Source organism: Labrenzia sp. C1B70, assembly GCF_000475395.1.
In the GTDB taxonomy this organism is placed as follows: Bacteria; Pseudomonadota; Alphaproteobacteria; order Rhizobiales; family Stappiaceae; genus Roseibium; species Roseibium algicola.
Map to the genome: position 1 here is coordinate 232,368 of NZ_AXCE01000008.1, position 26,926 is coordinate 259,293.

The following is a 26,926-nucleotide window of genomic DNA, read 5'->3' on the forward strand; positions in this document are numbered from 1 at the left end:
CTCAGGACTTGTTATCGTTCATCGTCATCAGCGTGTAGAACAGCCAGGAGGCGAACAACGTGATGGCGAAGTAGATGAGGGACATGGCGGCTGCCGGTCCAAGGTCGAACTGACCCAGCGCGATCTTCACAAGATCGATCGAGAGCAGCGTCGTGGAGTTGCCCGGACCACCGCCCGTCAACACGAAAGGCTCGGTGTAGATGTTGAAGCTGTCCATGAAGCGCAGCAGCACGGCAATGGTCAGCACCGTTTTCATCTTCGGCAACTGGATGAAGCGGAACACCGCCCACCGGGAGGCTCCATCGATTTCCGCCGCCTGATAATAGGCGTTCGGGATCGAAACCAGACCGGCATAGGCCAGGAGCACCACCAGCGATGTCCAGTGCCAGACATCCATGACGATGATCGTCACCCAGGCAGCGATCGGGTTTTGGGTCATGTCATAGGAGATGCCCAGGGTGTGGTTCAGGAAGTAACCGAGCAGACCGATGTCCGGCAGGGTGAAGATGTTCCACATCGCGCCGACCACGTTCCACGGGATCAGCATCGGCAAGGCCATGGTGACGAGGCAGAACGGCACCCAGAAGCCCTTCTTGGGCATGGACAGCGCAATCGCGACACCAAGCGGCACCTCGATAATCAGGATCAGGAAAGTGAATAGGAACTGCCGTCCGAGCGCATTGTGAAAACGCTCCGAGCGAAGCACCTGCTCGAACCAGTCCAGACCCTGCCAGAAGAACAGGTTGTCGCCGAAGGTTTCCTGAACGGAGTAGTTCACCACGGTCATCATCGGGATGAGCGCGTTGAAGGCGACAAGAATGAGCACCGGGGTTACGAAGAACCAGGCGCGTTGATTTTGCGTTTTCATCGGGCCCCTCCCTCAGGCTGGCTCGCCAGCCAGCCGTCCTTGTAGAGACGCGTCTGGGATTGTTTGAAGTCGAGCATCACGTCGTCTCCGGCATTGGGCGCTTCGCCCTCCAGAATGGCGTTGATACGCATGTCATGAGCGATCGCCTCAACCACCTTGTGGCGACCGATATCGGCAACCTTGCGGACCTTCGCCGCAATGCCTGCACCGTCGGCAGACACCTTGACGAATTCCGGACGGACGCCGATCTCCGCCGTGCCGTCGCCGGCAGCAGTCACCGGGCCTTCCAGCGCGACCTTTTCACCGCGGAAGAACGCGGCCCCGTTCTGGACGTCGCAGGGTAGGACGTTCATTCCCGGAGAGCCGATGAAGTGACCGACGAAAGTGTGGGCCGGACGTTCGAACAACTCCACTGGCGTCCCGATCTGCACGACTTCACCGTCCTGCATCACCACCACCTGGTCGGCAAAGGTCAGCGCTTCGGTCTGGTCGTGCGTCACGTAGATCATGGTCGCCTTGACCCGCTGATGAAGCTCTTTCAGCTTGGATCGCAGCTTCCATTTCAGATGCGGGTCGATCACCGTCAGAGGCTCGTCGAACATGACGACGTTGACGTCCTCGCGGATGAGGCCACGGCCCATGGAGATCTTCTGCTTGTTGTCCGGCGAAAGATTTGCCGCCCTGACCTTCAGCATGTCGCTGACTTCCAGCATTTCGGCGATCGCGGCGACCCGGCGCTTGACCGTGTCCTCGTCTCGCCCGCGGTTTCTGAGCGGAAAGGCCAAATTGTCGTAAACGGTCATCGTGTCGTAGATGACCGGAAACTGGAACACCTGCGCGATATTGCGCTTTGCCGGCAGCAGCGAGGTGACGTCCTGATCGTTGAACAGGATCTTGCCTTCAGAAGGAACCAGCAGGCCGGAAATGATGTTCAACAGCGTGGACTTGCCGCAGCCCGACGGGCCAAGCAGGGCATAAGCGCCGCCGTCATCCCACGTCAGGTCGATCTTCTTCAGCGCGTAATCCGCATCGCTCGCCGGGTTGGGCTGGTAGCTGTGACGCAGATTGGAGAGTTTGATTTGTGCCATGATGTCCTCTCCTCAGGCGACCAGCTGGCCGTCAGGCGCAAAGAAGAAACAATGGCTCGGATCCAGGTAGAAAGTGTGGACCTCGCCGACGGAATAGGGATGAACACCGGGTGACAGAGAGACCCAGGCGTTGCCGTCCATGTCGAAATGGGCACTGCTTTCCGAACCGCTGAGCTCCGTCACCAGTACGTGTCCGTCAAGCTTCACGGTATGATGCGCACTTGCCACCGGCATCACGTGATTGGGCCGGATCGCAAGGGTGTAGGCGCCATCTTGAAGTCCCGACGCAGCACCTGTGGCCTGCCAGCTCGTGACCTCGTTCAGGATCACCAGGTCTCCGCGCTTGGTCACCGAGGCGACATTGATCGGCGGGTTGGAGAACACCTTGGCGGCGTCCAGATCCTTCGGCTTGCGATAGATGTCGGCGGTCGGGCCGAACTGCACCACGTTGCCGTCGGTCATGAGGGCCGTGTGCCCTCCCAGAAGAAGGGCCTCTTCAGGCTCGGACGTCGCGTAGACGACGACCGCACCGCGGCCTGCAAAAAGTTCCGGAAGCTGGTCGCGCAGTTCCTCGCGCAGCTTGTAGTCGAGGTTGGCGAGCGGTTCGTCGAGGAAGACCGCATCGCTTTCCTTGACGATGGCCCGCGCCAGCGCGGTGCGCTGCTGCTGGCCGCCCGACAGTTCATGCGGCTTGCGGTTCAGATACGGGTTCAGCTTCATCAGCTTGGCCGCTTCTTCCACCCGGCCTTCGATCTCCGACCTGGCAACACCTGCAACCTTCAGCGGCGAGGCGATGTTGTCGAAGACAGACATATGCGGGTAGTTGACGAAAAACTGGTGCACCAGGCTGATGTTGCGCTTTTGCGCGGACAGGCGAGACACGTCCTTGCCATTCAGCACGATCTGCCCTGTCGCCAGGCTGTCGAGACCAGCCATCAGCTTGATCAGCGAGGTCTTGCCCGAGCCGGTTTCCCCAAGCAGAACATTGAAGTGACCGGGATGCAGCGTCAGGCTCGTTTCCTTGACATGGGTGATGCCTGCAACGCGCTTGCTGACGTTCTTAAGTTCTAGAGACATTTATTTTTCGCCCGCGTCCGGACAGGTGCAAGTGGCGAAACATCGATTTCGCGCCCTGTCGCTTCGGATCGGTGGTGGACCGGGGAGACGCCCCGGTCCGGTTTGTTGGGTGATGGGTGCCCGGGCACCATGTTCTGCATGGCAGACACGATGCCCTTGCACGTCGCGCTCAGGTTTACTTTTCAGCCCAGCGTGCGACCAGCTCGTCGTAGTTCACGGTCTGGCCCTGCGGCTTCTCGTTTTCGAGCTTTGCCTTCGGTGCGCCCGGCTTGTTCAGCCATTCTTGCGGATCCGACTCTTCGTTCAGACGCGGACCGCAGCCACCGTAGACGTTGGCGCGCTCGTCAGCCTGCTGCATGCGGGCCATGACGATGTCCATTTCCTGTGCCAGACGATCCATGGCTTCCTGCGGCGTGAACGCACCGGAGTTCACGTCACCGATCTGCTGCCACCAGATCTGGGCCAGCTTCGGATAGTCCGGAACGTTGATACCGGTCGGGGACCAGGCAACACGGTCCGGCGAGCGATAGAACTCGACCAGGCCGCCGAGCTTCGGAGAACGCTCGGTGAAGGACTCGTGACGCACGGTACTGTCGCGAATGAAGGTGAGACCGACATGGCTCTTCTTCACGTCAACCGTCTTGGAAACCACGAACTGGGCATAGAGCCAGGCTGCTTTCGCACGATCCACCGGAGTGGAGTTCAGGATGGTCCAGGAACCCACGTCCTGGTAGCCGACCTTCTGGCCTTCTTCCCAGTAAGGACCATGGGGGCTCGGAGCCATGCGCCACAGCGGCGTGCCTTCGTCGTCAACCGTGTTGTTGCCTTCGGACTTCGGCTTCACCATGTCCGCGGTGAACGCGGTGTACCAGAAGATTTGCTGGGCAACGTTGCCCTGGCTGAGAGCCGGCAGGGACTGATAGAAGTCGAAGCTGGCAGCACCCGGAGGCGCGTAGTTCCGCAGCCATTCGTCCCACTTGCGGATCGCGTAGACGGCCGCCGGGCCGTTTGCAGCACCACCGCGGGAAACCGAAGCGCCAACCGGGTTACATGTGCCGGCTTCCATGCGGATGCCCCACTCGTCAACCGGTACGCCGTTCGGCTCGCCTTTGTCGCCTGCACCCGCCATGGACAGCCAGGCATCGGTCATGCGCCAGCCGAGATCCGGTGCGCGCTTGCCGTAGTCCATGTGACCATAGATCTGGACGCCGTCGACTTCCTTGACGTCCTTGGTGAAGAATTCGGCGATGTCCTCATATGCGGACCAGTTGACCGGCACGCCGAGTTCATAACCGTATTTTTCCTTGAAGGCTGCCTTCAGGTCTTCACGGTCGAACCAGTCCTTGCGGAACCAGTAGAGGTTTGCGAACTGCTGGTCAGGCAACTGATAGAGGTCGCCGTCCGGGCCGGTCGTGAACTGGGTGCCCATGAAGTCTTCCAGGTCGAGACCCGGGTTGGTGACATCCTTGGCGTCGCCGTTCATCCAGTCGGTCAGGTTGTAGGCGAGCTGCAGACGGGAATGGGTGCCGATCAGGTCGGAGTCGTTGACATAGGCGTCATAGAGGTTCCGGCCAGTCTGCATCTGGGTCTGCACGGCCTGCACCACTTCCCCTTCGCCGAGGATCTGGTGATTGACCTTGATACCGGTGATTTCTTCGAAGGCCTTGGTCAGAACTTCCGACTCATAGGAGTGCGTCGGAATGCCTTCGGACAAGACGTTGATTTCCATGCCCTTGAACGGTTCGGCCGCATTGATGAACCACTGCATTTCTGCAAGCTGCTCATCTTTTGACAGAACGGATGGCTGGAATTCCTGGTCGATCCACTTTTGCGCCGCTGCTTCATCGGCAAAAGCGGACCCTGCCCCCGCAAGCACAGCACCAGCTGCGACTGCGGTGAGTAGATACTTACGCATCTGCATCTCCTCCCGTGAGATATTAAACGCCGTCATTAACCGGCTACGAATAGATGGTCACAGCATCGCCATGTTGTCAAACTAAATTTTTAGTAGATAATCAAGCCTACTCAAAAGAGTGGCAAAATATTGTTTTCAAAGGCTTTTCAAGAACAGGAACGCCCCCTGCACTCGACCCGAAAACCCGGTCACCTGTCGACCAGCACCGTCAGTGTGGCACAATTTTGACATCAGATGTAGCACGAAATCGGGTTTCGAGTCTTTCATATTTTTCTACATCATACTTCTATTGAGGTTCGTTTTGCATCGCAAAACGAAATCCGAATACTGACTTTGCACTGCAGCGTGGCCTGCTCGCCCGTGTCCCCAGCCTGTCTGCACCCCGGATACGACGTCCGCCGGGCAGGTCTTCACGATCGTCTGTCGCCCATTGGCTGCTGGACGGGCATCTATGGCAGAAAAAATTCCTGTGTTGACGCACACCATCCAGCGGCTATCTCACTGCTTGGACAAGCTGCCGGCACAAGAGCGGCCTTCAAAGGAAGGATGACCAGATCCGATGACCTCTTTTTCCACCGATGCACCGGTCCTGGTAACGGGTGCCACGGGCTATGTTGCCGGCTGGCTGGTGAAGGAATTGCTCGATGCCGGAATTACGGTGCACGCTGCTGTCCGTGACCCGGACCGCAAGGACAAGGTCGCACACCTTCAGAAGATTGCGGCCGGATCTCCGGGCACCTTGCGTTTTTTCAGGGCCGACCTGCTGGAGGAAGGTTCCTACGCCGAGGCGATGGCAGGCTGTGCCATCGTCTTCCACACGGCCTCCCCTTTCACCACATCGGTCAAGGACCCGCAGAGGGAACTGATCGAGCCCGCAGTGAAAGGCACACGGAGCGTTCTGGAAACCGCCACGCGGACTGCAAGTGTCAAACGCGTGGTCGTCACCAGCTCCTGCGCGGCCATCTACACGGATGCAATCGACTGCTTAAAAGCCCCCGGTGGCAAACTGACGGAGGAGGTCTGGAACACCACCGCCTCTCTCGAATACCAGCCCTACAGCTATTCCAAGACGCTTGCGGAACAGGAAGCCTGGAAGAACGCCAGGGCTCAGGATCGCTTCAAGCTGGTCACCGTCAATCCGTCGCTGGTGATCGGTCCGGCCCTTAACGCCGGGCCGACATCCGAAAGTTTCAACATCGTCCGCCAGATGGGCGACGGCACCATGAAACGGGGCGCTCCGAAACTTGGCCTTGGTGTCGTGGATGTGCGTGACCTTGCCAGGGCACATATGGAGGCGGGTTTCCGGGAAGAGGCCGAGGGCCGGCATATCATCTCCGGCCACGACACCAACATTCTGGAACTCGGCAAGGCCTTGATCGAGAAATACGGCGAACGTTATCCGGTGCCTCGCCAGTCGCTACCCAAATGGATCGTCTGGCTGGTCGGGCCGATCGTCGGCGGTATTTCACGGAAATTCGTCACCAACAACGTCGACGTGAAATGGCGCGCCGACAATTCCAAAAGCAAACGCGCCCTCGGCGTAACCTACAGGCCGATGAAAACCTCCATGGAAGAGATGTTCCAGCAGATGATCGATACAGGTGCGTTCGGGAAGTAGCTCGCTTCAGACCACACCATCTGCGTTCGCTGAGATCACGGCAGGGATTGCAGGGTCAAGCCCTGCAATGACGGACGCCGGGCAAAGTATCGCCGTATCCATGCCCTCTATTCTCCCACTCCCTCCCCGTCATCCCGTGGCTCGACCATGGGATCCATGCCGTTGCCCTTGCGCCAAACCACAGCCCCGGCAGGCATGGCCAAGATGCGGATTACAGGGGCAAGCCCTGGAAAGACCGAAGTTAGGTGAGGAGTAATTTCGCCGGCAAAGGTAATTGAACCCAGCCCCATACTTCCTGCGAACCGGGACCTGGAAGCCCCACGATTTCAAAAAAGAAAAAGGCGCAGCCCTGAGACTGCGCCTTTCGCAAAGCTTGGAGAACCCGCCGGGTCTTACATCTTGCACTCGGCTGAATAGGCATCACCATGATCAGTCAGGGCCGTTCCGACGATCTTGTTGGTGTAGACATCACCTTCCTTGATCACCTCGCGAACATAGATGTCCTGGATCGGATGATGGTTCGGGCCGAAGCTGAACTTGCCGCGCACGGACGGGAAGTCAGCTGCTTCAAGCGCAGCGCGGAAACCGTCAGCGTCCGTCACATCCGCTTTCGCCATGGCCGACAGCAGCAGATTGGCCGTGTCGAAACCCTGGGCCGCATAAAGCGACGGCAGGCGACCGTATTCGGCCTGGAAGCTTTCAACGAAGGCCTTGTTGGCATCGTTGTCGATATCCTTGCTCCACTGGCTCGTGTTCTTCACGCCCAGCGCAGCATCCCCGACGGCCTGCAGGATACCCTGATCAAAGGAAAAGGCTGGACCAACGACCGGAAGGCCGACGCCGCTGTCGGCATATTGCTTCAGGAAGGAAATACCCATGCCGCCAGGCAGGAAGAAGAACACGCTATCGGCGCCCGATGCGCGGATCTGGGCAATCTCGGCCGCATAGTCGGTCTGGCCCAGCTTGGTGTAGATCTCACCCGCCAGTTCACCGTCGTAGTAGCGCTTGTATCCGGTCAGCGAATCCTTGCCGGCCGGATAGTTCGGCGCGAGGATGAAACTCTTCTTGAAACCGGCTTCCTTGGCGTAGGCACCTGCGGCCTCATGCAGGTTGTCGTTCTGATAGGCAACACTGAAATAGTTCGGATGGCAGCCCTTGCCGGCCAGAGCGGACGGACCGGCGTTCGGTGACAGATAGAACTTGCCCTGGGCAGTGACAGACGGCACGACGGCCATGGCCAGGTTCGACCAGATAATGCCGGTCAAGACGTCGACCTTATCCGACTGGATCATCTTGTCGGCAAGCTGAACCGCGACGTCCGGCTTGCGCTGGTCGTCTTCGATGATCACTTCCAGGTCCTTGTTGCCGGCCTGTTTGACCGCCAGCATGAAGCCGTCACGTGCATCGATGCCAAGACCTGCACCACCGCCGGACAGGGTCGTGATCATGCCGACCTTGACGGGTTCGGCCTGTGCCGCTCCCGCCAGAAGGGCCACCAGGCTGGCGGCCGCAGCAAATTGTTTCAACATAGGAAATCCCCTCTTCAGTCCCTTGAGCCCGCTTGCGGGGCTCTTGAAACGACACTCTATCGGCACAAACGCCGATGGCAAACATGCAATTCGTCCAAGAATGACGAGACGCAGACTGTTTCAGAGCGCGGTGCGCACATGCCAGAGCTCGGGGAAGAGTTCGACTTCCAGCATGCGCTTCAGGTAACTGACGCCGCCGGTTCCGCCGGTTCCACGTTTGAAACCGATCACCCGTTCCACGGTGGTGACATGATTGAAGCGCCACCGGCGGAAGTAGTCTTCCAGATCAACCAGTTTCTCACCGACCTCGTAAAGGGCCCAATGGGCGGACGGATCCCGGTAAACCTTCTGCCAGAGCGTCATGATCGCGGGAACTTCGAGATGTGGAGCAGAAGCAGGTACCGCAATGGCGTCATCCGGCACATCGAGACCCTGGCGGCGGGCGAAGGCCAGCACGACCTGGTAAAGGCTGGGGCGGGCCAGCTCCGCATTCAGCAAAGCAACGCTTTGCGCGTCGTGCTCGTGCGGTCGGATCATTGCCGTGTTCCGGTTGCCCAGCGCATATTCGATCAGCCGGTATTGCAGCGACTGGAAGCCCGAGGACATGCCGAGGGCATCCCGGAACTGGGTGTAGTCGCTCGGCGTCATTGTCCGCAGCACATCCCAGGCAGAATTCAGTTGCTCCATGATCCGGCTGACCCGGGCAAGAAGCTTCATCGCCTGCGGCATGTGATCATCGGCAATCGCATCGCGAGCGGCGTTCAGCTCATGCAGCATGAGCTTCATCCACAATTCCGACGTCTGGTGCTGAATGATGAAAAGCAGTTCATCGGAAGCATCCGACAAGGGTGCCTGTGCATTCAGAATCTGCGTCAGCCCCAGATAGTCGCCATAGGACATCTTGTCTGCAAAGCGCATCTCGGCGCCTTCCGTTTCCGGATTATAGGCTTTGCCCGGTTCGGCTTCGTCGCTCATGGCTCTCTCCCGCTGGGCTCTTCAAATGGCCCTTCCAAGGCATCTATACCGTCCGGACAGCAGACTTGGATAGGTGAGAATTCAAAGTGTTACGAGAAAAGAAACAACAGCCGTCCACTTCCAGCCGGCACGCCGGTCAACTGCCGGCAGCTTCCAGAATGGCGTCAGCTGAAAAATCGTAGTGGCTATGATTGGAAGACGATTTGCAGAAACGGGCAAAGTCGATCTTGTCCCAATTCCCGTCACCAAGCCTGCTGAGATATAGCTCGACGTTCTGGGCGGTGATCGGCGACATCTTGAACACGACATCGACGAAAACTTCCCCCTGAACACTTCTGAAGAAATGATCCCTCAGCATCACGATCGCCCAGGCACCTGCAAAGAAATGCCCGCCATGTGTCATGGTCAGTTCGTTGGACCGTACCGCATTCATGCCGCGGTTCGACCAGTTCAACCCGGCGAACAATATATCCTTGCCGATGTTCAGCCCGGCATCGGTTGCTGCACGCTGTGCACCGAAAGCAATGTCATCGTTCGCACCCCAGACGACGTCAATTCGCGTACGGTTCAAAACGCTTTTCGTCCGCGCGAAAGCAAGTTCCTCGCTCCAGTCGACCGGAATGGCATGGACCAGTTTGACGTCGCTGTTGTCTGCGACAGCCCGCAACATGCCGAGTTCCCGCTGCAATCCGGCAGGAGTTGTTGAATCGCCTGTCAGGGACAGCAACCGGATTTCCCCTGCCTCAGGGTTGAGCCGCCGCGCTTCGGCAAACAACGACTGTGCCATCTCGTAACCGGCCGTTTCATTGTCCGGAACGACCGAGGCGATAATACCATGAAGATCGATGTTCCTGCGTTCCAGGTCGACCCGTTGCTTCGGCGTCAGCTTGTTGAGCAGGAACAGAACCTTACTCTCCCGGCCCTCCATAAGCTGCATCAGACGGGCTGCCGCCTGGTTCTCGTTCACCAGAATGAAATAGTCCGGCAGCTCCCCCTGTTCCAGCCGGAGGCTGAGAAGCTCTTCCATGCCGTAGGGACGCCGATCGGCGTGCAGGATTTCCAGGTCGACGTTCAGATCGGCAGCAGCCGCCATCATGGTTCTGGACACGTCACCCCAGAAACCGGTCTCACCACCCGGATTGATGAAGGTCACGCGGAAGTCCGCCGCCTGGACCACGCCGGCTGCCACCCAGAACCACACCATGCACAGCAGTCTGACGATCATCATTATCCTTCGCTCTTCATCCTTGCCCGTCCCGTCTTGCAGCTCTTCACGCAAGAACGGCCCCGCTTCAGATCACGGACATTCACCGAAGCACCGGTTGAATGTTCGAAAGCCGAACGGAACCTTGACATGGGGCCGGCCGATCGCACCGAAACAGTGCCTGGTTATGCCCCCGGCGTCATATTAGCCACCACAAATATGTTCTGCAGAAGTGGCAACCACTTACGCACATTTTATTGGCGCATATCCAAAGATTGCCAGAAACCGGTTCCTGAGACATTCCTGCCTGAAACCCGGCCGCAACAGAGCTCATGCCTGCTGGCCGTTCGCTGGCAGCCGGCACCTTGATCCGATTGTGTTAATCAATCCGAAATTAGCACAGGAAAAGCGCTCGTCAGAGCCGGCTTCGCCGGAAGGATTGCATCGTGTTTAACGAACCCTGACCGGCGACACGAGATTTCACCTGGTTTCCGGTCTTCTCCTTTCACAAGATGCTTGCAGCCCATTCGTGAGGCGAAACTGCCTACAGAAAGACGTGGTTATGCGTTTGATTTTGTGAAAACCTGACACTCGCGCTTTGAAACGGACAAATACCGGGACCCTGTAAATGTCAATTCGTGCAAGCATTTATCACCTGACCCATTACCGATACGACCGTCCGGTTACCTTAAGCCCGCAGATTATCCGCTTGCGGCCGGCCCCTCACAGCCGCACCCGGGTCCTGTCTCACTCGTTGAAGGTTTCGCCCGAAGGGCACTTCGTCAATCACCAGCAGGACCCCTACGGCAACTGGCTGTCCCGCTTCGTGTTTCCCGAGCCTGTACGCGAATTCAAGATCGAAGTGGATCTGGTCGCCGACATGGCCGTCTACAATCCCTTCGATTTCTTCATCGAGGAGAGCGCGGAAGAATGGCCCTTCGACTATCCGCCGGAACTTCGCGAAGATCTTCAGATTTACCGTCGCCTCGACCCGACCGGCCCGCACATGACCGCGTTCCTGGAATCGGTCCCGAAGGATCGCCAGAGAACCGTCGACTTCATCGTCGGGCTGAACGCCAAAGTCTCCCAGACCGTCAATTATGTCATTCGCATGGAGCCTGGCGTACAGACACCGGAAGAAACCTTCGAGAAAGGAACCGGGTCCTGTCGCGATTCCACCTGGCTGCTGGTTCAGGCGCTGCGCCATCTCGGTTTTGCCGCAAGGTTTGTCTCCGGATATCTCATCCAGTTGAAGCCGGATCTGGAAGCACTGGACGGCCCCTCCGGCACCGATCACGATTTCACCGATCTTCATGCCTGGGCCGAGGTCTTCCTGCCGGGTGCAGGCTGGATCGGGCTCGATCCGACCTCCGGCCTTCTGGCAGGCGAAAGCCACATTCCGCTGGCTGCGACGCCGCATTACGTCAACGCCGCCCCGATTGTCGGCATGGCAAGCAAGGCGGAGGTCGACTTCGCCTTCGACATGAAGGTGGCCCGCGTCGCCGAACATCCGCGCATCACCAAGCCGTTTTCAGACGATGCCTGGTCGGCACTCAATCAGCTCGGCACCAAAGTCGACCGGATCCTGTCGCAGGAGGACGTCCGCCTGACCATGGGCGGTGAACCCACATTCGTCTCGATCGATGATTTCGAAGCCGCTGAATGGAACACCGACGCGGTCGGCCCGACCAAACGCCAGAAGGCGGACATTCTGATCCGCCGGCTGCGTGAACGCTTTGCCCCTGGAGGGTTCCTGCATTACGGCCAAGGGAAATGGTACCCGGGTGAAACCCTGCCCCGCTGGACTTTCTCGCTCTACTGGCGCCGCGACGAAAAACCGATCTGGCATGATCCGGATTTGATCGCGGAAGAAGGCGACGATACCAAGGCCAGCGCAGATCAGGCCGCAGCGCTGCTGCAGGAGATCGCAACGAAGCTGGAAATCGACCCGGACCACGTGGTGGCCGCCTATGAAGACCCAGCGGTGTGGCTGGTGAAGGAAGCCAACCTTCCGGAAAATGTCACCCCGAAAAATTCCAAGCTGGAGGATGCCGAGGCCCGGCATCGTATTGCCCGTGTCTTCGACCGCGGGCTGACCGAACCTGCCGGACATGTGCTGCCGATCCAGCGCTGGCAATCGAAGGCCGGCGGACACCGCTGGCGATCCGAACGCTGGAAGCTGCGCCGTGATGCGCTGTTCCTCGTACCCGGAGACAGCCCTGTCGGCTACCGCCTGCCGCTGGAATCCCTGCCCCATGTCCCACCGGCCCAATATCCCTACACCAACATCGCCGATCCGACCGTGCCGCGCGATCCGTTGCCGGAGTTTCCTGCGGGCCCGCGCGCTGACCGCAGGCAGGATGTTGCCCATTTCACCGCCAGCGAAGGCCAGCAGGACCGGCGGGAACAAACCCTGACGGACGACGAATTTGGCGGAGCATCGGTCCGAACAGCGCTGTCGGTGGAAGCTCGCGACGGACGTCTTTGCGTCTTCATGCCGCCGGTGGAACGGATCGAGGACTATCTGGAACTCATCTCGGTGGCGGAATCTGCCGCGGCTGACTTGAAGCTGCCGGTTCATATCGAAGGATATCCACCCCCGCCCGACCCGCGCATGAATGTCATCCGCGTTGCACCGGATCCGGGCGTCATCGAGGTCAACATCCATCCGGCATCCAGCTGGCAGGAATGTGTCGCGATCACCGAAGGCGTCTACGAGGAAGCCCGGCAGTCGCGGCTCGGTGCCGACAAGTTCATGATCGACGGCAAGCACACCGGCACCGGCGGCGGCAACCACGTGGTAGTTGGGGGTGCGACGCCGCTCGACAGTCCGTTCCTGCGCCGGCCTGATCTCCTGCGCAGCCTGATCCTGCACTGGCAGCGCCATCCAAGCCTGTCCTACCTGTTCTCCGGCCTCTTCATCGGCCCAACCTCTCAGGCACCGCGCGTCGATGAGGCCCGTCATGACGGCCTTTACGAGTTGGAAGTCGCGCTGTCACAGATCCACCGCCCACATGAGGGAGCAACGCCGTTCCCCTGGCTTGTTGACCGGTTGCTGCGCAACCTTCTTGTGGACGTCACCGGCAACACCCACCGGGCGGAAATCTGCATCGACAAGCTCTATTCCCCCGACGGCCCGACAGGACGGCTGGGCCTTGTCGAGTTTCGCGGCTTCGAAATGCCGCCGGACCCGCGCATGAGCCTTGCCCAGCAGCTGTTGCTCAGGGCGCTCATTGCGCGCCTGTGGCAGCAGCCACTGTCCGGCAATCTGACCCGTTGGGGCACGGCCCTGCACGACCGGTTCATGCTGCCGCATTATGTCTGGACCGATTTTCTCGACGTCCTGGGGGATCTGGAGCATCACGGTTTTCAGATGCGTCCGGACTGGTTCGAAGCCCAGGCCGAATTCCGCTTCCCCTTCTGCGGAGAACTTGAGGTCGATGGTGTTCACCTGGAACTTCGACAGGCGCTGGAACCCTGGCACGTACTGGGCGAAACCGGCGCCATCGGTGGCACCGTGCGCTATACGGACAGTTCCACTGAACGTCTGCAGGTCAAGCTCACCACCAGCGATCCGGATCGCTACGCCGTCACCTGTAACCGGCGGACCTTGCCGCTCAGGAAAACCGAGACCAACGGCGTTTCGGTTGCCGGTGTCCGTTACAAGGCCTGGCAACCGGCCATGGCGCTGCACCCCGTGCATCCGGTCGACGCCCCGCTGACCTTCGATATCTTCGATCGCTGGAGCGGCCGGGCCCTTGGTGGCTGCGTCTATCATGTTGCTCATCCGGGCGGACGGAACTATGACACGTTTCCTGTCAACGGGAACGAGGCAGAAGCCCGCCGCCTTGCAAGGTTCGAGCCGCACGGCCATACGCCGGGGCTCTATCTTCCGGGGCTTGAACGGCCGCATCCGGAGTTTCCGTTGACGTTGGACCTGCGCAGACCGCAGAATGTCTGACGAACCGGCAGCCCCGCCGACTGGAAACGATGCATGAGCTTGGACGAAAACGCAGAACCCGGAGCGCTTCGCTACGGCCTCTTGAAGGCCTATCGTCCCTTTCCGGATGTTTCGGACGAGCTGCTCTTCCCTGATGGCCGGGTAAGACCGGTCTGGCGGCCGTTTCTGGAGCATCTGAGCGCTCTGACGCCGGAGGAAATCACCGAGCGTTTCGCGCGCGGCAATCAGTATCTGAACGATGCCGGGGTCTATTTCCGTCAATACGGGCAGGACGGGGCGAATGAGCGGGAATGGCCGTTGAGCCATATTCCGGTGATCATCAGCCAGGACGACTGGCAGGTGATTGCAGACGGCCTGACCCAGCGCGCCGAACTTCTGGAACAGGTTGTCGCCGATCTTTATGGCGACAACAGGCTGGTGACCAACGGTTATCTTCCGGCAAGCCTGATTGCGCAAAGCCCGGAGTGGCAGCGTCCACTGGTGGGCATCAAGCCGAAATCCGGACATTTTCTGCACTTCCTGTCGTTCGAGATCGGCCGCGGACCGGACGGAACCTGGTGGGTTCTGTCCGACAGGGCACAGGCGCCTTCCGGTGCCGGCTTCGCACTGGAAAACCGGGTCGCAACCGGACGCGTCTTCAACGAGTTCTTCGCCCGCGCCAATGTCCATCGGCTCGCCGGGTTTTTCCGGCGGTTCCGCGACCACCTGGTCGAGCTGCGTGGAGAAAGCGAAAGCCGCGTTTCGATCCTGACACCAGGCCCGCTGAACGACACCTATTTCGAGCATGCCTACATCGCCCGGTATCTCGGTTTCATGCTGCTGGAAGGTGAGGACCTGACGGTTGAAAACGGCAAGCTGATGGTTCGCACGGTCGCCGGACTGAGGCCCGTCAGCGTTCTCTGGCGGCGCCTTGATGCCGCCTGGGCCGATCCGGTGGAATTGAACGAAACCTCTCACATCGGTACACCGGGTCTTGTTCAGGCGGTCCGCAGCGGCGCAGTCACCATGATCAATGCGCTCGGCACCGGCATTCTGGAAACACGCGCGCTCCTTGCCTTTCTGCCGCGTATCAGCGAACACCTGCTCGGCGAGCCGCTGAAACTGCCGAACGTCGCGACCTGGTGGTGCGGTGAAGAGGGAACGAAAGCCTACGTGAAGGAAAATGCGGAAGGCATGATGTTCAGCCCCGCGCTGTCGACCGCGCTGCCTTTCACGTCCTCCCATACCGATTTTATCGGCAAGGATTTCGACAAGTTCCACAAGGGCATTCTGGAAACCTGGATCGATAGCAAGAGTGACAGGCTGGTCGGGCAGGAAGCCGTGACCCTGTCGACGACACCTGCCTATGACAACGGGCTTCTGGTCCCCCGGCCGATGAGCCTGCGCGTCTTCCTGGCCCGAACGACCAACGGCTGGGAAGTCATGGCTGGCGGCTTTGCCCGGATCGGACAAACGGAAGATGCAAGTGCGATTGCCATGCAGGCAGGCGGATCGGCGGCCGATGTGTGGATCGTCGGCGGTCAGAAGCCGCACAAGGAAACCTTGCTCCACCAGACGGAATCGCCGTTCTTCAAATCACAGACCGGTTCCCTGCCATCGCGCGCAGCCGACAATCTGTTCTGGCTCGGCCGCTACGTGGAGCGTGCGGAAGGCGCGGTGCGGCTGCTGCGTGCCTATCATGCCCGGTTGATGGAAACGGCGGACCCGGAAGCCCCGCTTGTGGCATTGACGGCGGAATATCTGGACAAGATCGGCATGGCGCCTGTCGAGCCGGTTCCCGATGGCCTGTGCGACATGCTGCAATCGGCCGTCGCCAGCGCTGCAAAGGTACGCGACCGGTTTTCCGTCGATGGCTGGCTGGCGCTGAACGACCTTGCCCAGGCCGCGAACGGCGCCAAGCGCACGATGCGCGACAATGCCGACGTTACCAGAGCCATGGGCCTGCTGCTGCGCAAGATCACCGGCTTTTCGGGTCTTGTGCATGAAAACATGTACAGGTTTATCGGCTGGCGTTTCCTGTCCATCGGCCGTGCACTGGAACGCGCCCACCGGATGGCTGATCTCCTGTCGGTCTTTACCGACGAAGACGCCCCGGAAGGCTCTCTTGAACTGCTGCTTGAGGTTGGCGACAGCGCCATGTCCATGAGCCGGCGTTATGCGGTCTCTCTCAGCCATGCCACCGTGCTGGACCTTTTGGCGATGGACACCAAGAACCCGCGCGCGGTGCTCTACCAGCTGACCGACATGAAAGACCATATCGGCGTGCTGCCCAACGCGACGGAAAACGGGCATCTTTCGGAGCTGGCCCGCTCCGTCCTGCAGGTTCACACACTTCTGGCAATCGCCACCCCGGAGACACTGACACCGGCTTCTCTTGCCGATCTTCGCGATCAGATCTCCTATCTCTCCGTGGAGCTGACCGATGCCTATATCCGGTAACGGACGGTCGCTTTCACCCGACACGCCCGACGCGAGGCGCCCGTGCATTACGATGTAACGCTTGAAATCACTTACGACTATGCCAGCCCGGCCAACTACGGACATCATGCGCTCCGGCTGATGCCGGCGACCATTCCCGGCGAGCAGAAGCTGATGGCGGGGCAGATCCATATCGTGCCTGGCCCTTCTGAGCGTCACGACCGGACGGACTTCTTCGGCAATGCTGTCACCGACGTTGCCTACCGGCGCAGCCACAGCGAACTCAGTTTCAAGCTGAAGGCCCGTATCGACAGAACAGCGGTGCCGGAAGAACTCGACATTTCACCGCCGTTGCACGCGCTGGCAAGGGAGCTCTCCGGCGTTCAGTCGCTTGCCCCCAGGGCGCCGGTCCATTTTCTTTCAGCCTCACCGCGCCTTCCCCTCGACCCCGCGTTTGCAGTCTATGCGCAGGACCATGTCGTTCCGGGCATGAGCACGATTTCCGCCGTCGAAGCCATCGGCAAGGCCTTGAACACGGACATGCGTTTCGATGCCGAGGCCACAACAGTCGATACTCCGGCCATCGAGGCGTTCGAGCGACGTCATGGCGTCTGCCAGGATTTTTCGCACATCATGATCGCATGCCTCAGAAGCATCGGCATTCCGGCAGGCTACGTCAGCGGCTTTCTCCGGACCATTCCCCCGGAAGGCCAGGAACGGCTGGAAGGTGCGGATGCCATGCACGCCTGGGTCAGGGCCTGGTGCGGCATCGAGATCGGCTGGATCGAATATGACCCCACCAATGCCCTCAGGGTCGGGCAGGATCACATCGTTGTCGCGCATGGCCGCGACTATGGAGACGCGGCACCGGTGAAAGGCGTGTTGCGCACGTCGGGGTCCCAAACCACCGATCACAAGGTCGATGTTGTTCCGCTTTGAAACATGATTTTTCAGGCTGCTCCATCTGAACACCGCCTCCGGAGTTTTATCGCGAGATATCCCCGGCTGAGCAGGGCGAGCCTGTTTCCATCATCGCCGTTTTGCTAAAATGTGGAACGCGACCAAGGGGAGCTGGTTATGCGTTCGTTTCTTCATGCCATCGTGTTTTTGCTGGTATCAGCCGGCACCGTGCAGGCAGGTTACGATCAGTCCAAGGACTGGTTCCATGCCAGGGACTGGCGAGAACGGGTCCGGATCCAGTTCCTGCTGGTCTTTACGGGAGACTACGCCTCACAGGTGGACGGAACCTTCGGCAGGCTCACCTATAACGCCCTCACAACTTTCCAAAAGCACCGGGACTTCACCCCGAACGGTGTGCTCGACGACGAGCAGATGCAGATTCTCCAGCGCGATGGCCTAGACCTTGTCGAACGGGTCGGTTTTGAAACCTACAAGGACGCCGTTTCCGGATTGCAGCTCGGCGTTCCGGGCAAGCTCTTCGAACCGTCCACCCAAACGCCGCGCGGACACCTCTGGCGGGCCTACGACAACAGCATCGAACTGGAAACCCTGCAGGTTTCGGCGGAAGAAACCGACTACGCGGCCCTCTACAAGCGTCTGACCGATACCAGCGACGGGCGGACCGTGGAGCACAAGCAATTCCGGAATGACTACTTCGTCGTCTCCGGTCGGCAGGATGGACGTGATTTCTACCTGCGCATGATGAAGACCTCTTCGGACAGCCGCGGCTTTTCGCTTGCCTGGCAGGCACGCCATGCCGTCTTCATGGATCGCGTGGCAGTTGCCATGTCGAACAGCATGACGTTTTACGACGGAACAGACGAGGAGAAACTGGACGCGGTCACATCAGCTCCCGGCCTGCAGGTTCTGGAAGAGGACAACAGCAGCGATCCGCTTCCCAAGGGAGCACGCAAGGATATTATCGGCCGCAAGACCTCCTCCTCCGGCAGCGGCTATTTCCTGACGAGCGAAGGCCACATCGGCACCAATGCGCATGTGGTCGGCAACTGCCGCTCGCTGGATATTCCAGGCCATGGTACCGCGAGGCTGGTGAAGGCGGACACGGAAAACGACCTCGCGATCCTGCAGCTCGACAACGGCAAGTCGGATCATGTTGCGCAGTTCCGCTCAAAACAGCCGATCGTTCGCGGAGAGGAGATTTTCGTGATCGGCTATCCCTTTGCCCAGATCCTGGACAACAACCTGAACTTCACTCCCGGCATGATCTCGTCGCTGGCAGGCGTCAAGGGCGACAGCCGCCATTTCATGCTGACAGCACCGGTACAGCCAGGCAATTCAGGTGGCCCGGTTCTGGACAGGACGGGGGCTGTTGTCGGCACTGTTGTGTCTCGTCTGGACAAGTTCAAGACGCTCAAACTGGCCGGTGACCTGCCGGAAAACGTGAATTTCGCGGTCAGGGGCAAGCTGATGGCGGAGTTCATGGAAGATCTCGGCCTGGCGCCTTCCTACAACACCATAACCAACATCAAGAGCCCGACCCGGATCGACGAGGAGGCTTCTCGATACACCGTGCTGGTGCTCTGCCGGAACTGAACCCGCCGAAAAGGCCGGGTTCTTTCCGACAGGCAGTCTTAGCGGATGGCCTTGTCTTCGCCGTCGAAGAAATGCAGGCGGCTCTCGTCGAAGGTCAGACCAACACGAGTACCCTCCTCCACGTCTTCGGCACCGCTGATGCGCACCAGGATCGTTTCAAGCCCGTCGAGCGCCACGTAAAGGAAGGTGTCTGCACCCAGATACTCGGCCACTTCCACCGTCCCGGTGCAATGCCCCTCGCCCGGCGTTGCAAGGCTGATGTGCTCCGGACGGATGCCGAGTTTAACCGGTGTTTGTCCGCTGCCGGCATACGGATAAGGTCCGCCGCCATGCCCGCGCAGCGAAAACCGTCCTTCTTCGAGTGAACAGGGCAACACGTTCATCTTCGGCGAACCGATGAACTGGGCCACGAACAGATTGTCCGGCCGCTCATAAAGTTCGCGCGGTGATCCGACTTGTTCGATCCTGCCGGCCTGCAACACCACGATCTTGTCGGCCAGCGTCATGGCTTCCACCTGATCGTGTGTCACGTAGATCATGGTGGTGCCGAGGCTCTTGTGGAGCCGGGCGACCTCGAAACGCATTTCGACGCGAAGCGCTGCGTCCAGGTTCGACAACGGTTCATCGAACAGGAAGGCACTTGGCTCGCGAACAATGGCGCGGCCGATGGCCACCCGCTGGCGCTGTCCACCCGAAAGCGCCTTGGGGCGCCGGTCGAGATATTCGTCCAGCTTCAGCACTTCGGCAGCCGCATTCACCTTGCGGTCGATCTCCGCCTTGGGAAAGCCTGCGGTCTTCAGACCAAAACCGACGTTTTCGCGCACCGACATATGCGGGTAAAGCGCGTAGGACTGGAAGACCATCGACAGTCCCCGCCCCGATGGCGGCAGTGCAGTGACGTCCTTGCCATCGATCTCGATAGCACCACGGCTGGTTTCCTCAAGCCCTGATATCAGACGCAACAGTGTCGACTTCCCGCAGCCGGACGGTCCGACAAAGATGACGAATTCGCCATCCTTGATGTCGAGGTCGATGCCCTTGATGACCTGCAGGTTGCCGAACCACTTTTCAACCTTGTTGAGCTGGATCGCTCCCATCGCGTCCCCCTTAAGCTGCCTGCTCGGCGTGTGAAGGCGAAGCCCAGGTCAGCCAGATGGCCGACGTCCAGGAGAACGATCCGCCACCTGCTCCTGCGCCCGTTTCCGGGCTGAAATATTCCGCAAAGCCCCCGGTTTCGATCAGCCGCGCGGTGTCGGCGCGCAGTCGTTCCGCCCGGACGGCATCGCCTGCTTCGGCAAAACCTTTCGCGATCATGTAATTGATCATCGCCCACACCGGTCCGCGCCAATACCGCAAAGGCTCGTAACTGCGGTGATCGGGATCATAGGACGGCATCAGGTATTCGACCCGCTCCGCGATCCTGTCGAAATGTCCCTGAAGCGCACCAAGGGTCTGCGGATCATGGAGCCCGGCATAGAGTGCCAGGAAGGAAGCACTGGAGATGCCATCTGTCTGCTTGCCGCGACGCTCGTCAAAAGCGACATGTGCCTTGACCTCATCATTCCAAAGCGTCCGGCTGCCTTTTTCCATCGCCGCGATCCACCCTCGGATCTCGTCGGCTTCCGCGCTCATGCCGAGTTTTTCGGCCAGCGCGAGAAGATCCCGGTTTGCGCGCAGGAAGATGAAGGTAACGCCCGGGTCGGCAACGAAGAACGGGCAGGTTTCGGCGACTTTTTCCGGATCCCAGCCAACCTTGCGGCAAGCAGCGACAATGCTGAGATAACGGTCGTAGTCCTCCTTGTGCGGCCGCATGGCCGGATCGACATGAGAGGTGTCCTTCCGCTCATAGGGACCAATGTCCTTGACCTCGACCGCCCGCAGCGCCTCGTCCCAGTCCGGCAGGTTGTCCCGGCCGGATTCCCAGGGGTGAATGACGGCAATGACACCAAGGTTTTTCGGGTCGCGATAGGCAAGATACCAGCGATGCCAGGCCATCAGTTTCGGCAACAAGGCCTTCGCCCGCTCCAGTGCCTTGCCGGTCCGGTCAGCCTCCACCAGGCTATGGACGACGGACGCGGCCACCGGCGGTTGGGAATGACCGGAACTCGGGATCGGACCGCCGTCGGTTCCCCACACGCTCGGTCCGGGAAAATAGCTCGGATCGTCCTTGCGAAACAGGATGTGCGGCACCATTCCGTCGCGCCACTGGCCCTGGAACAGCATCTCGATTTCCTGCCAGGCCCGGTCCTGGTCGAATTCCGCAAACCCCAGGGCGACAAAGACGGAATCCCAGTTCCACTGGTACGGATAAAGACCCTTCGTCGGGATCGTGTACCCGCCCTGGTCGTTTTCGGTCAGGATGGCCTTTGCCGCCTGGTCTAGATCTGCGTGTGCCACAGCGTACTCCCTCGGGCTCTTCAGAGCCCCTTCTCTTGATCGTTCAACCCTTGACGCTGCCGGCCGTCAGGCCCTGGACAAGGAAACGTTCGAACCACAGGAAAATGAAAAGGACGGGCACGGTCGCAATTACCGCGCCCGCCATGAGATGCTGACGTGGCACCTCGGAGGAATTGAGGGACACCACTCCGCGCGACAGCGTGAAGATGTCCGGATCATCCAGGAACATGAACGCGAACAGGAACTCGTTCCAGGCGATCATGAAGACGTATAGGGAAACGGAAGCCAGCGCCGGAAGGGACAGCGGCAGGGTGATCTTGAGGATCACGCCGATGCGCGACAGCCCGTCCATCAGTCCGGCTTCCTCCAGCTCCGACGGCAGACCGCGAAAGTACCCCTGCAGCATGTAGAGCGCGACCGGGATGGTGGTTGCCGGATAGACGATCAACAGACCGGTGAGTGTGTTGCGCAGGCCAAGCTGCGAGAACACCGCATAGAGCGGGATCACCAGCACGATCGCCGGCACCATGTAGATGAGCAGCACGGAGCGGGCCAGGAATGCCTGCCCCGGAAACCGCAGCCGCGACACGGCATAGGCGCCCGGCACCGAGAACAGCAATGTCAGCACGACGGTTGCCACCGACACGAAGGCGGACACCATCAGGTAACGACTGAAGTTGAACTGGGTGAAAAGCTCGACATAGGACCGGAAAAGCCCGCTGATGCCCTGACTGACGTCGATCGACAGGTCCAGCGGATTGGCCAGCAGTGCCTGCTGACTTTTGAGCGAGGTCATGATCATGACGTAGAACGGCAAGGCGACAATGATCGAGAAGACGACGAAGCCGACGCCTTTCGCGATGCGAATATAGACGACCTCACGCTCATAGCGCGACATGGCACCAAGCCGGGCCCCACCGAGGCAGATCGCATTGGCACCGGTAACGCCGGCGACAAACATCACCAGACCAAGTCCCTGCCACAAGGAGTGCTGACCAAGCGACAGACCGAAGGGCGCCGCGAAGGAAGCCACCATCAGGACGACGAACAGGACGGCAGCACAAAGCCCCCTGTCCGCCATGGCTCCAGCGCCCCCGGTCGACTGCCTCCAGACCAGAACCAGAGCACTGACAAGCCCCGCAAGACCTGCCGCCGTTGCCTGCGGCTGCGCCACATCGCCGGTCACCAGTGTCAGCGTGACACCGATGACCACCATGGCAGTCACGCCCCAGATCAGGCCGGTCAGCGCCGCGAGAACGATACTGCCGGGTCTCATAGCCCTTCCTCCTTCGGCGAAAAGCGGATGAACAAAGTGGCGAAGGTGACAAGGACGACAAACACGACCACGGCAACGGCTGCACCGGCGCCGAGATTGGACAGGGCAAATCCCTGCTCATAGACATCGACGGTCAGCGTACGAGTGCCCGCGTTGCCGCCGGTCAGAAGGAAGATGTCGTCGAACTTGTTGAAGGTCCAGATGAAGCGCAGCAGGAACAAGACCGAAAGGATCCCCATCAGTTGCGGCAGCGACAGGTACCAGAACTGTTGCAGCGGCGTCGCCCCGTCCATTTCGGCAGCTTCATACATGTCGGTGTTGATCGACTGCATGCGCGCCAGGATGAACAGGAAAGACAGCGGGAAGTAACGCCAGGCCTCGAAGGCTATCACCGTCGTCAGCGCCAGCGGAAACTCCATCGGAATGCCGAGAACGGAAAACTCGATCGCCCTCTGGCCGAAGAAATTGATCGGATCGGCGACAACGCCCATTTTGGTCAGCAGCGCGTTGAGCGTGCCGGAAAACGGGTCGAACAGAACGACCCAGGTAAAGGCAACTGCGATCACCGGCGAGACGTAGGGAAACAGGAACAGGCCCCGCAGGACACCGCGACCGGGGAAGGTCGTGTTCAGGAGCTGCGCCGCAAAGAGACCCAGCACCAACGCGCCACCCGTCCCGAAGATGGTGTAGTAGAACGTAATGCGCAGCACTGACCAGAACTCGTCCGCGCTGAAGATCCGGCTGAAGTTCTCGAACGTGAATTCGAAGTTGGTCAGCACATTGTTGGCTTCGCCCGAAATAACCGGCTCGCTCGCACGTTCGGGACGGTTTGCATCCAGAAACCCCTGCGACACGGTTCCAACCAGTTCGACATCTCCGCGCCAGCCAGGCGCAACGGTTCCAAGATCGCACGTCAGCGCGGCGCCATTGAGCGAACAGTTTTCGGAATGCGAAGTCACCGTGAAGCCATCGGGCACCACATCGCTCAGCGTCACGTTGCGGACTTCCTCGTCCTGGGACGAATTGCGCAACCGGTATTCCAGCCGGGCCTCGTCGCCTGGTGCTTTTGGCCGGCCACGAACCCGTTCGTTGACGAGCACGGTCGGCGGCCGCAGGTCGGCAAGCTGAACCGGCTTCACACTGATCCAGAAATTGGCAAGCAGCGGTCCGGCAACAATCATCAGGATGATGGCAAATGTCGGCGCCAGCATCAGATACGCCAGCCACATTTCACGCCGCTGCATCGGACCGATGCCTTTCGGCGGCCCTGAGGAAGCGTCAGCTTCGGTTTTGGTGTTCATGTTTCCGCCCGGGGTCTAGATCCCGTTCTGCCGTTGGCGACCGACAAGTCCCAACCGGCAACTTTCTGGAGCCCATCTCGGCTGCCGGCAATGCAGCGGCAGGAGATTGGGAAGGACCGGGCATCCGACAGACGCCCGGTCCGGGCCGTTATGTGCGGGCTTTCCCACCCCCTCGTGGGGTCTTGGGGGTGGAAAGGCGTTACTGGATCTTGGCCAGCTCCTCGTTGAGCTTGGCAACTGTTGCCGCAGCATCGCGTTCGTCGTCGATGTATTCACGCACCAGACGGTTCATCACCTGGCTGTTGATCATCTTGGAGGCAAGCGAGAGCTGGCCTTCCTTGACGCCCCAGCGGCTGGCGGTGTCGAGACCGGAGACGATGGTCTTGATGGTCTCGGCATCGTAGAGATCGGTCAGCGGCGCCTTGCGGTCTACACCTACCGGGAGCTTTGCCCAGCCATCGACGAATTCGGTCGCGTTGTCGGCAGAACCACGACGGATCGGGAACTTGCCTTCCGGCGCGATCGACAGGGTCGACAGGTAGCCCTCATCCATGGAGAACTCGACGAACTGCATCGCCGCTTCCGTGTCCGCGTCGTTGGTGATGCCGAAGTAACGGATGTCGGCCCAGGCTGCCCCATCTGGATTGGACGGGCCGCTCAAGGTGGTGACAACTCCGGTCTTGGAAGCAAGTTCCGTGGAAGTCGGATCGTCAGTGATGGTCGGCGGAGCGCTGTCACGCAGGCCGGCAAGCTCATCCAGGATGAACGGCGACCAGATGATCATGGCTGCTTTGCCGGCAAAATAAAGCTCGCGCGACTGCTTCCAGAAGAGGTCTCCGGGAGGCGATGCCTTGGCGATGGCCTTGTAGAACTCCAGCGCTTCGACAGTCTTCTTCTCGTCCAGCGGATTGAAACCGTCGTCACCGACAGGGCTGACACCATTGGCCAGAAGCACGTGCTCCAGCACCTGGCTCATGAAGTTCTCGTCCACCTTGGTCGCGGCGACGAAACCGAACATCTCGGGCGGGTTATGCAGTTTTTCGACAGCTGCCAGAATGTCTTCATAGCTGTCCGGAGCGGCAAGGCCGTTTTCCTCAAAGAGGTCCTTGCGGTAGATCACCATCTGGGTCCAGCCGTCCACAGGCACGGAGGCGACACCGTCTTCAACGGCAGCCATGGCAACCGCGCCCGGCGCGAATGTGCCGGCACCCAGTTTTTCAAACACTTCGGTCGCAGCTTCCGTATCCAGGATGCCTGCTTCGGCCCAGGGCAGCGCGTATTGCAGTGTGTGATAGATGACATCCGGCAGATCGCCGGCGGCAAAGGCTGCTGTGGCACGCGTGCCGAGATCGGATTCCGTCACCGGAATGACATCCACCTCGATGCCTGTCTTGTCCTTGAACGCGGCGGCCATTTCTTCCTGCTTGGCCAGGCGCTCCGGTTGTTCTTCAGTCGTCCAGAACCGCAACGTCTCGGCCTGTGCGGCCGTCAGACCGAGCGTCAGAACGCCCGCGATGGTCGAGGCCAGGAATGTTGTCCTCCCAAACATATTACTCTCCCTTCCTGCCGGAATGTGGCTGTTGGTTCAGCCGGTCGCGGAGCGCGCTTGCAAGCGCCTCCGATGAATTTGCCGGAGCGCCATCCGAGGCGCGCCGGATCAGGTTTGCCTTGGCAAGGGCCTGCAGATCCGTGGGGTTCTTGCCGTCCAGAACATCGATAAGCATGCGGGCAACCCTGCCGCCTGCTTCCTGGGCGCTTTGCGAAAAGGTCGTCAGCGGCGGGTCCAGATATTCGCCCACCGGCAGGCCGTCATAGCCGACGACGGTAACGTCGGAGCCGACCTTAAGACCGAATTTGCGGCAGTACTGCACCGCTCCGATGGCAAGGGCGTCAGTCACGCACAAAAGTGCGGTTGGCGGCGCCTCCAGCGACAACAGCGCCTCGGCCCCTGCAAAGCCGCCTTTTTCGCTGAGCGGCTGAAGATTTTCCAATGCCGGATCATGTGCAAGGCCCAGAGCCTCCAGACCCTGCCTGTACCCGTTGCGGCGCTGAAGCGCGAAGTTGAGTTCCATCGGACCGCCGATGAACCCGATCCGCTCGTGTCCGAGGCTGTAGAGGTGGCGAACGCCGTCAGCAAAGGCCGCCTCGTTATCAATATCGAACCAGGCATAGCCTGCCGGATCGCGCGTGCGGCCATGGGCGACGAATGGAAAATTCTGTTCCCGCAGATAGGCGATGCGCGGATCGTCCACTTCCGTTCGGGTGACGATGAAACCGTCCACCTTGCGCCGGGCAATCAGCCGCTTCACGGTCTCGATCATGTGTTCGCGTGAATGGGCAGTGGTCACCAGAAGGTCCAGCCCCAGTTCGTCGAGAGCTCTTGCGATGCCGTCGATGAATTCGGACAGGAACGGATCCGCTCCACTGCCGTGACCCACGGGGATGACGATGCCGAGCGTGTCCTGACGTCCGCGCTTCAGATTGCGTGCGGTGGCCGACGGCTGATAGCCCAGATCCTGAACAGCCTTGAGGATACGTTTGCGGGTGGCTTCGGAAATATCGGTGTAATTGTTGAGGACCCGCGACACGGTTCCTTTCGCAACGCCCACATGGCGCGCCACGTCATCAATGGTGACGGAATCGCGAAGTCGCGACATCGATCCTCCCTGCGAGCCCGAAGGGCTCAATTCCCGGCCTGCAGCCTCAAAAGGCAACAGATTGTTTTATTGAGGAAAATTTTTACAAAACCGATTTTGTAAGTCAACAAAATCGGTTTTGGAGATCA

18 protein-coding genes are annotated in these 26,926 nt (G+C 59.9%); 5 read left to right on the forward strand and 13 right to left on the reverse strand.

The window, feature by feature from the left end; all coding sequences use genetic code 11:
- Position 1 precedes the first annotated feature (1 nt).
- The 4 genes from Q666_RS44815 to Q666_RS44830 all read right to left on the reverse strand — a co-directional run bounded on the left by Q666_RS44815 (position 2) and on the right by Q666_RS44830 (position 4,948).
- Positions 2–868: a sugar ABC transporter permease gene (locus Q666_RS44815; RefSeq protein WP_023003068.1), complete on the reverse strand. Its 867-nt coding sequence runs from the start codon at positions 866–868 to the stop codon at positions 2–4.
- Complete coding sequence (locus tag Q666_RS44820) at positions 865–1,956, reverse strand: ABC transporter ATP-binding protein (RefSeq protein ID WP_023003067.1); 1,092 nt, start codon at positions 1,954–1,956, stop codon at positions 865–867. Before Q666_RS44820 ends, Q666_RS44815 begins: the two co-directional genes overlap by 4 nt.
- A gap of 12 nt (positions 1,957–1,968) precedes the next feature.
- Positions 1,969–3,033 (reverse strand): ABC transporter ATP-binding protein, encoded by a 1,065-nt coding sequence (locus tag Q666_RS44825; protein ID WP_023003066.1) that lies wholly within the window; start codon positions 3,031–3,033, stop codon positions 1,969–1,971.
- Between the two features lie 175 nt (positions 3,034–3,208).
- Positions 3,209–4,948 carry an ABC transporter substrate-binding protein gene (locus Q666_RS44830; protein ID WP_031270305.1) on the reverse strand — a complete coding sequence of 580 codons (1,740 nt, stop codon included), beginning with the start codon at positions 4,946–4,948 and terminating at the stop codon, positions 3,209–3,211.
- A gap of 559 nt (positions 4,949–5,507) precedes the next feature.
- On the opposite strand from Q666_RS44830, the gene Q666_RS44835 reads away from it, so the two are divergent.
- Positions 5,508–6,566, forward strand: coding sequence for an NAD-dependent epimerase/dehydratase family protein (locus Q666_RS44835; protein WP_023003064.1), 1,059 nt, complete (start codon positions 5,508–5,510; stop codon positions 6,564–6,566).
- A gap of 392 nt (positions 6,567–6,958) precedes the next feature.
- On the opposite strand, the gene Q666_RS44845 is transcribed toward Q666_RS44835, so the two are convergent.
- From Q666_RS44845 to Q666_RS44855, 3 genes are all read right to left on the reverse strand, one after another.
- A complete protein-coding gene (locus Q666_RS44845; RefSeq protein ID WP_023003062.1) occupies positions 6,959–8,095 on the reverse strand; it encodes an ABC transporter substrate-binding protein in 1,137 nt (378 codons plus the stop codon).
- Positions 8,096–8,215: 120 nt separating this feature from the next.
- The gene (gene kynA / locus Q666_RS44850; RefSeq protein ID WP_023003061.1) at positions 8,216–9,070 is read right to left on the reverse strand and encodes a tryptophan 2,3-dioxygenase; all 855 of its coding nucleotides are present in this window, start codon (positions 9,068–9,070) and stop codon (positions 8,216–8,218) included.
- A 136-nt stretch (positions 9,071–9,206) separates the two neighbouring features.
- Positions 9,207–10,298 carry an ABC transporter substrate-binding protein gene (locus Q666_RS44855; protein ID WP_081713240.1) on the reverse strand — a complete coding sequence of 364 codons (1,092 nt, stop codon included), beginning with the start codon at positions 10,296–10,298 and terminating at the stop codon, positions 9,207–9,209.
- Positions 10,299–10,902: 604 nt separating this feature from the next.
- Here Q666_RS44855 and Q666_RS44860 point away from each other — a divergent pair.
- The 4 genes from Q666_RS44860 to Q666_RS64820 all read left to right on the forward strand — a co-directional run bounded on the left by Q666_RS44860 (position 10,903) and on the right by Q666_RS64820 (position 19,167).
- Positions 10,903–14,235: a transglutaminase family protein gene (locus Q666_RS44860; RefSeq protein WP_023003059.1), complete on the forward strand. Its 3,333-nt coding sequence runs from the start codon at positions 10,903–10,905 to the stop codon at positions 14,233–14,235.
- 33 nt (positions 14,236–14,268) lie between these two features.
- Positions 14,269–16,674, forward strand: a complete 2,406-nt coding sequence (locus Q666_RS44865; RefSeq protein ID WP_023003058.1) for a circularly permuted type 2 ATP-grasp protein — start codon at positions 14,269–14,271, stop codon at positions 16,672–16,674.
- A gap of 42 nt (positions 16,675–16,716) precedes the next feature.
- Positions 16,717–17,592: a transglutaminase family protein gene (locus Q666_RS44870; protein ID WP_023003057.1), complete on the forward strand. Its 876-nt coding sequence runs from the start codon at positions 16,717–16,719 to the stop codon at positions 17,590–17,592.
- A 138-nt stretch (positions 17,593–17,730) separates the two neighbouring features.
- Entirely contained in the window at positions 17,731–19,167 is a 1,437-nt protein-coding gene (locus Q666_RS64820; RefSeq protein WP_023003056.1) for a serine protease, read from the forward strand.
- A 38-nt stretch (positions 19,168–19,205) separates the two neighbouring features.
- Here Q666_RS64820 and Q666_RS44880 read toward each other — a convergent pair whose 3' ends face one another.
- The 6 genes from Q666_RS44880 to Q666_RS44905 form a co-directional block, all read right to left on the reverse strand.
- Positions 19,206–20,264, reverse strand: a complete 1,059-nt coding sequence (locus Q666_RS44880) for an ABC transporter ATP-binding protein (protein ID WP_023003055.1) — start codon at positions 20,262–20,264, stop codon at positions 19,206–19,208.
- A gap of 10 nt (positions 20,265–20,274) precedes the next feature.
- Positions 20,275–21,564: a trehalase family glycosidase gene (locus Q666_RS44885; RefSeq protein WP_023003054.1), complete on the reverse strand. Its 1,290-nt coding sequence runs from the start codon at positions 21,562–21,564 to the stop codon at positions 20,275–20,277.
- A 43-nt stretch (positions 21,565–21,607) separates the two neighbouring features.
- Positions 21,608–22,840, reverse strand: a complete 1,233-nt coding sequence (locus Q666_RS44890; protein ID WP_023003053.1) for a carbohydrate ABC transporter permease — start codon at positions 22,838–22,840, stop codon at positions 21,608–21,610.
- Complete coding sequence (locus Q666_RS44895) at positions 22,837–24,141, reverse strand: sugar ABC transporter permease (protein ID WP_023003052.1); 1,305 nt, start codon at positions 24,139–24,141, stop codon at positions 22,837–22,839. Before Q666_RS44895 ends, Q666_RS44890 begins: the two co-directional genes overlap by 4 nt.
- Before the next feature lie 199 nt (positions 24,142–24,340).
- Positions 24,341–25,690 (reverse strand): extracellular solute-binding protein, encoded by a 1,350-nt coding sequence (locus Q666_RS44900; protein ID WP_023003051.1) that lies wholly within the window; start codon positions 25,688–25,690, stop codon positions 24,341–24,343.
- A 1-nt stretch (position 25,691) separates the two neighbouring features.
- Entirely contained in the window at positions 25,692–26,798 is a 1,107-nt protein-coding gene (locus Q666_RS44905; RefSeq protein ID WP_023003050.1) for a substrate-binding domain-containing protein, read from the reverse strand.
- Positions 26,799–26,926 lie beyond the last annotated feature (128 nt).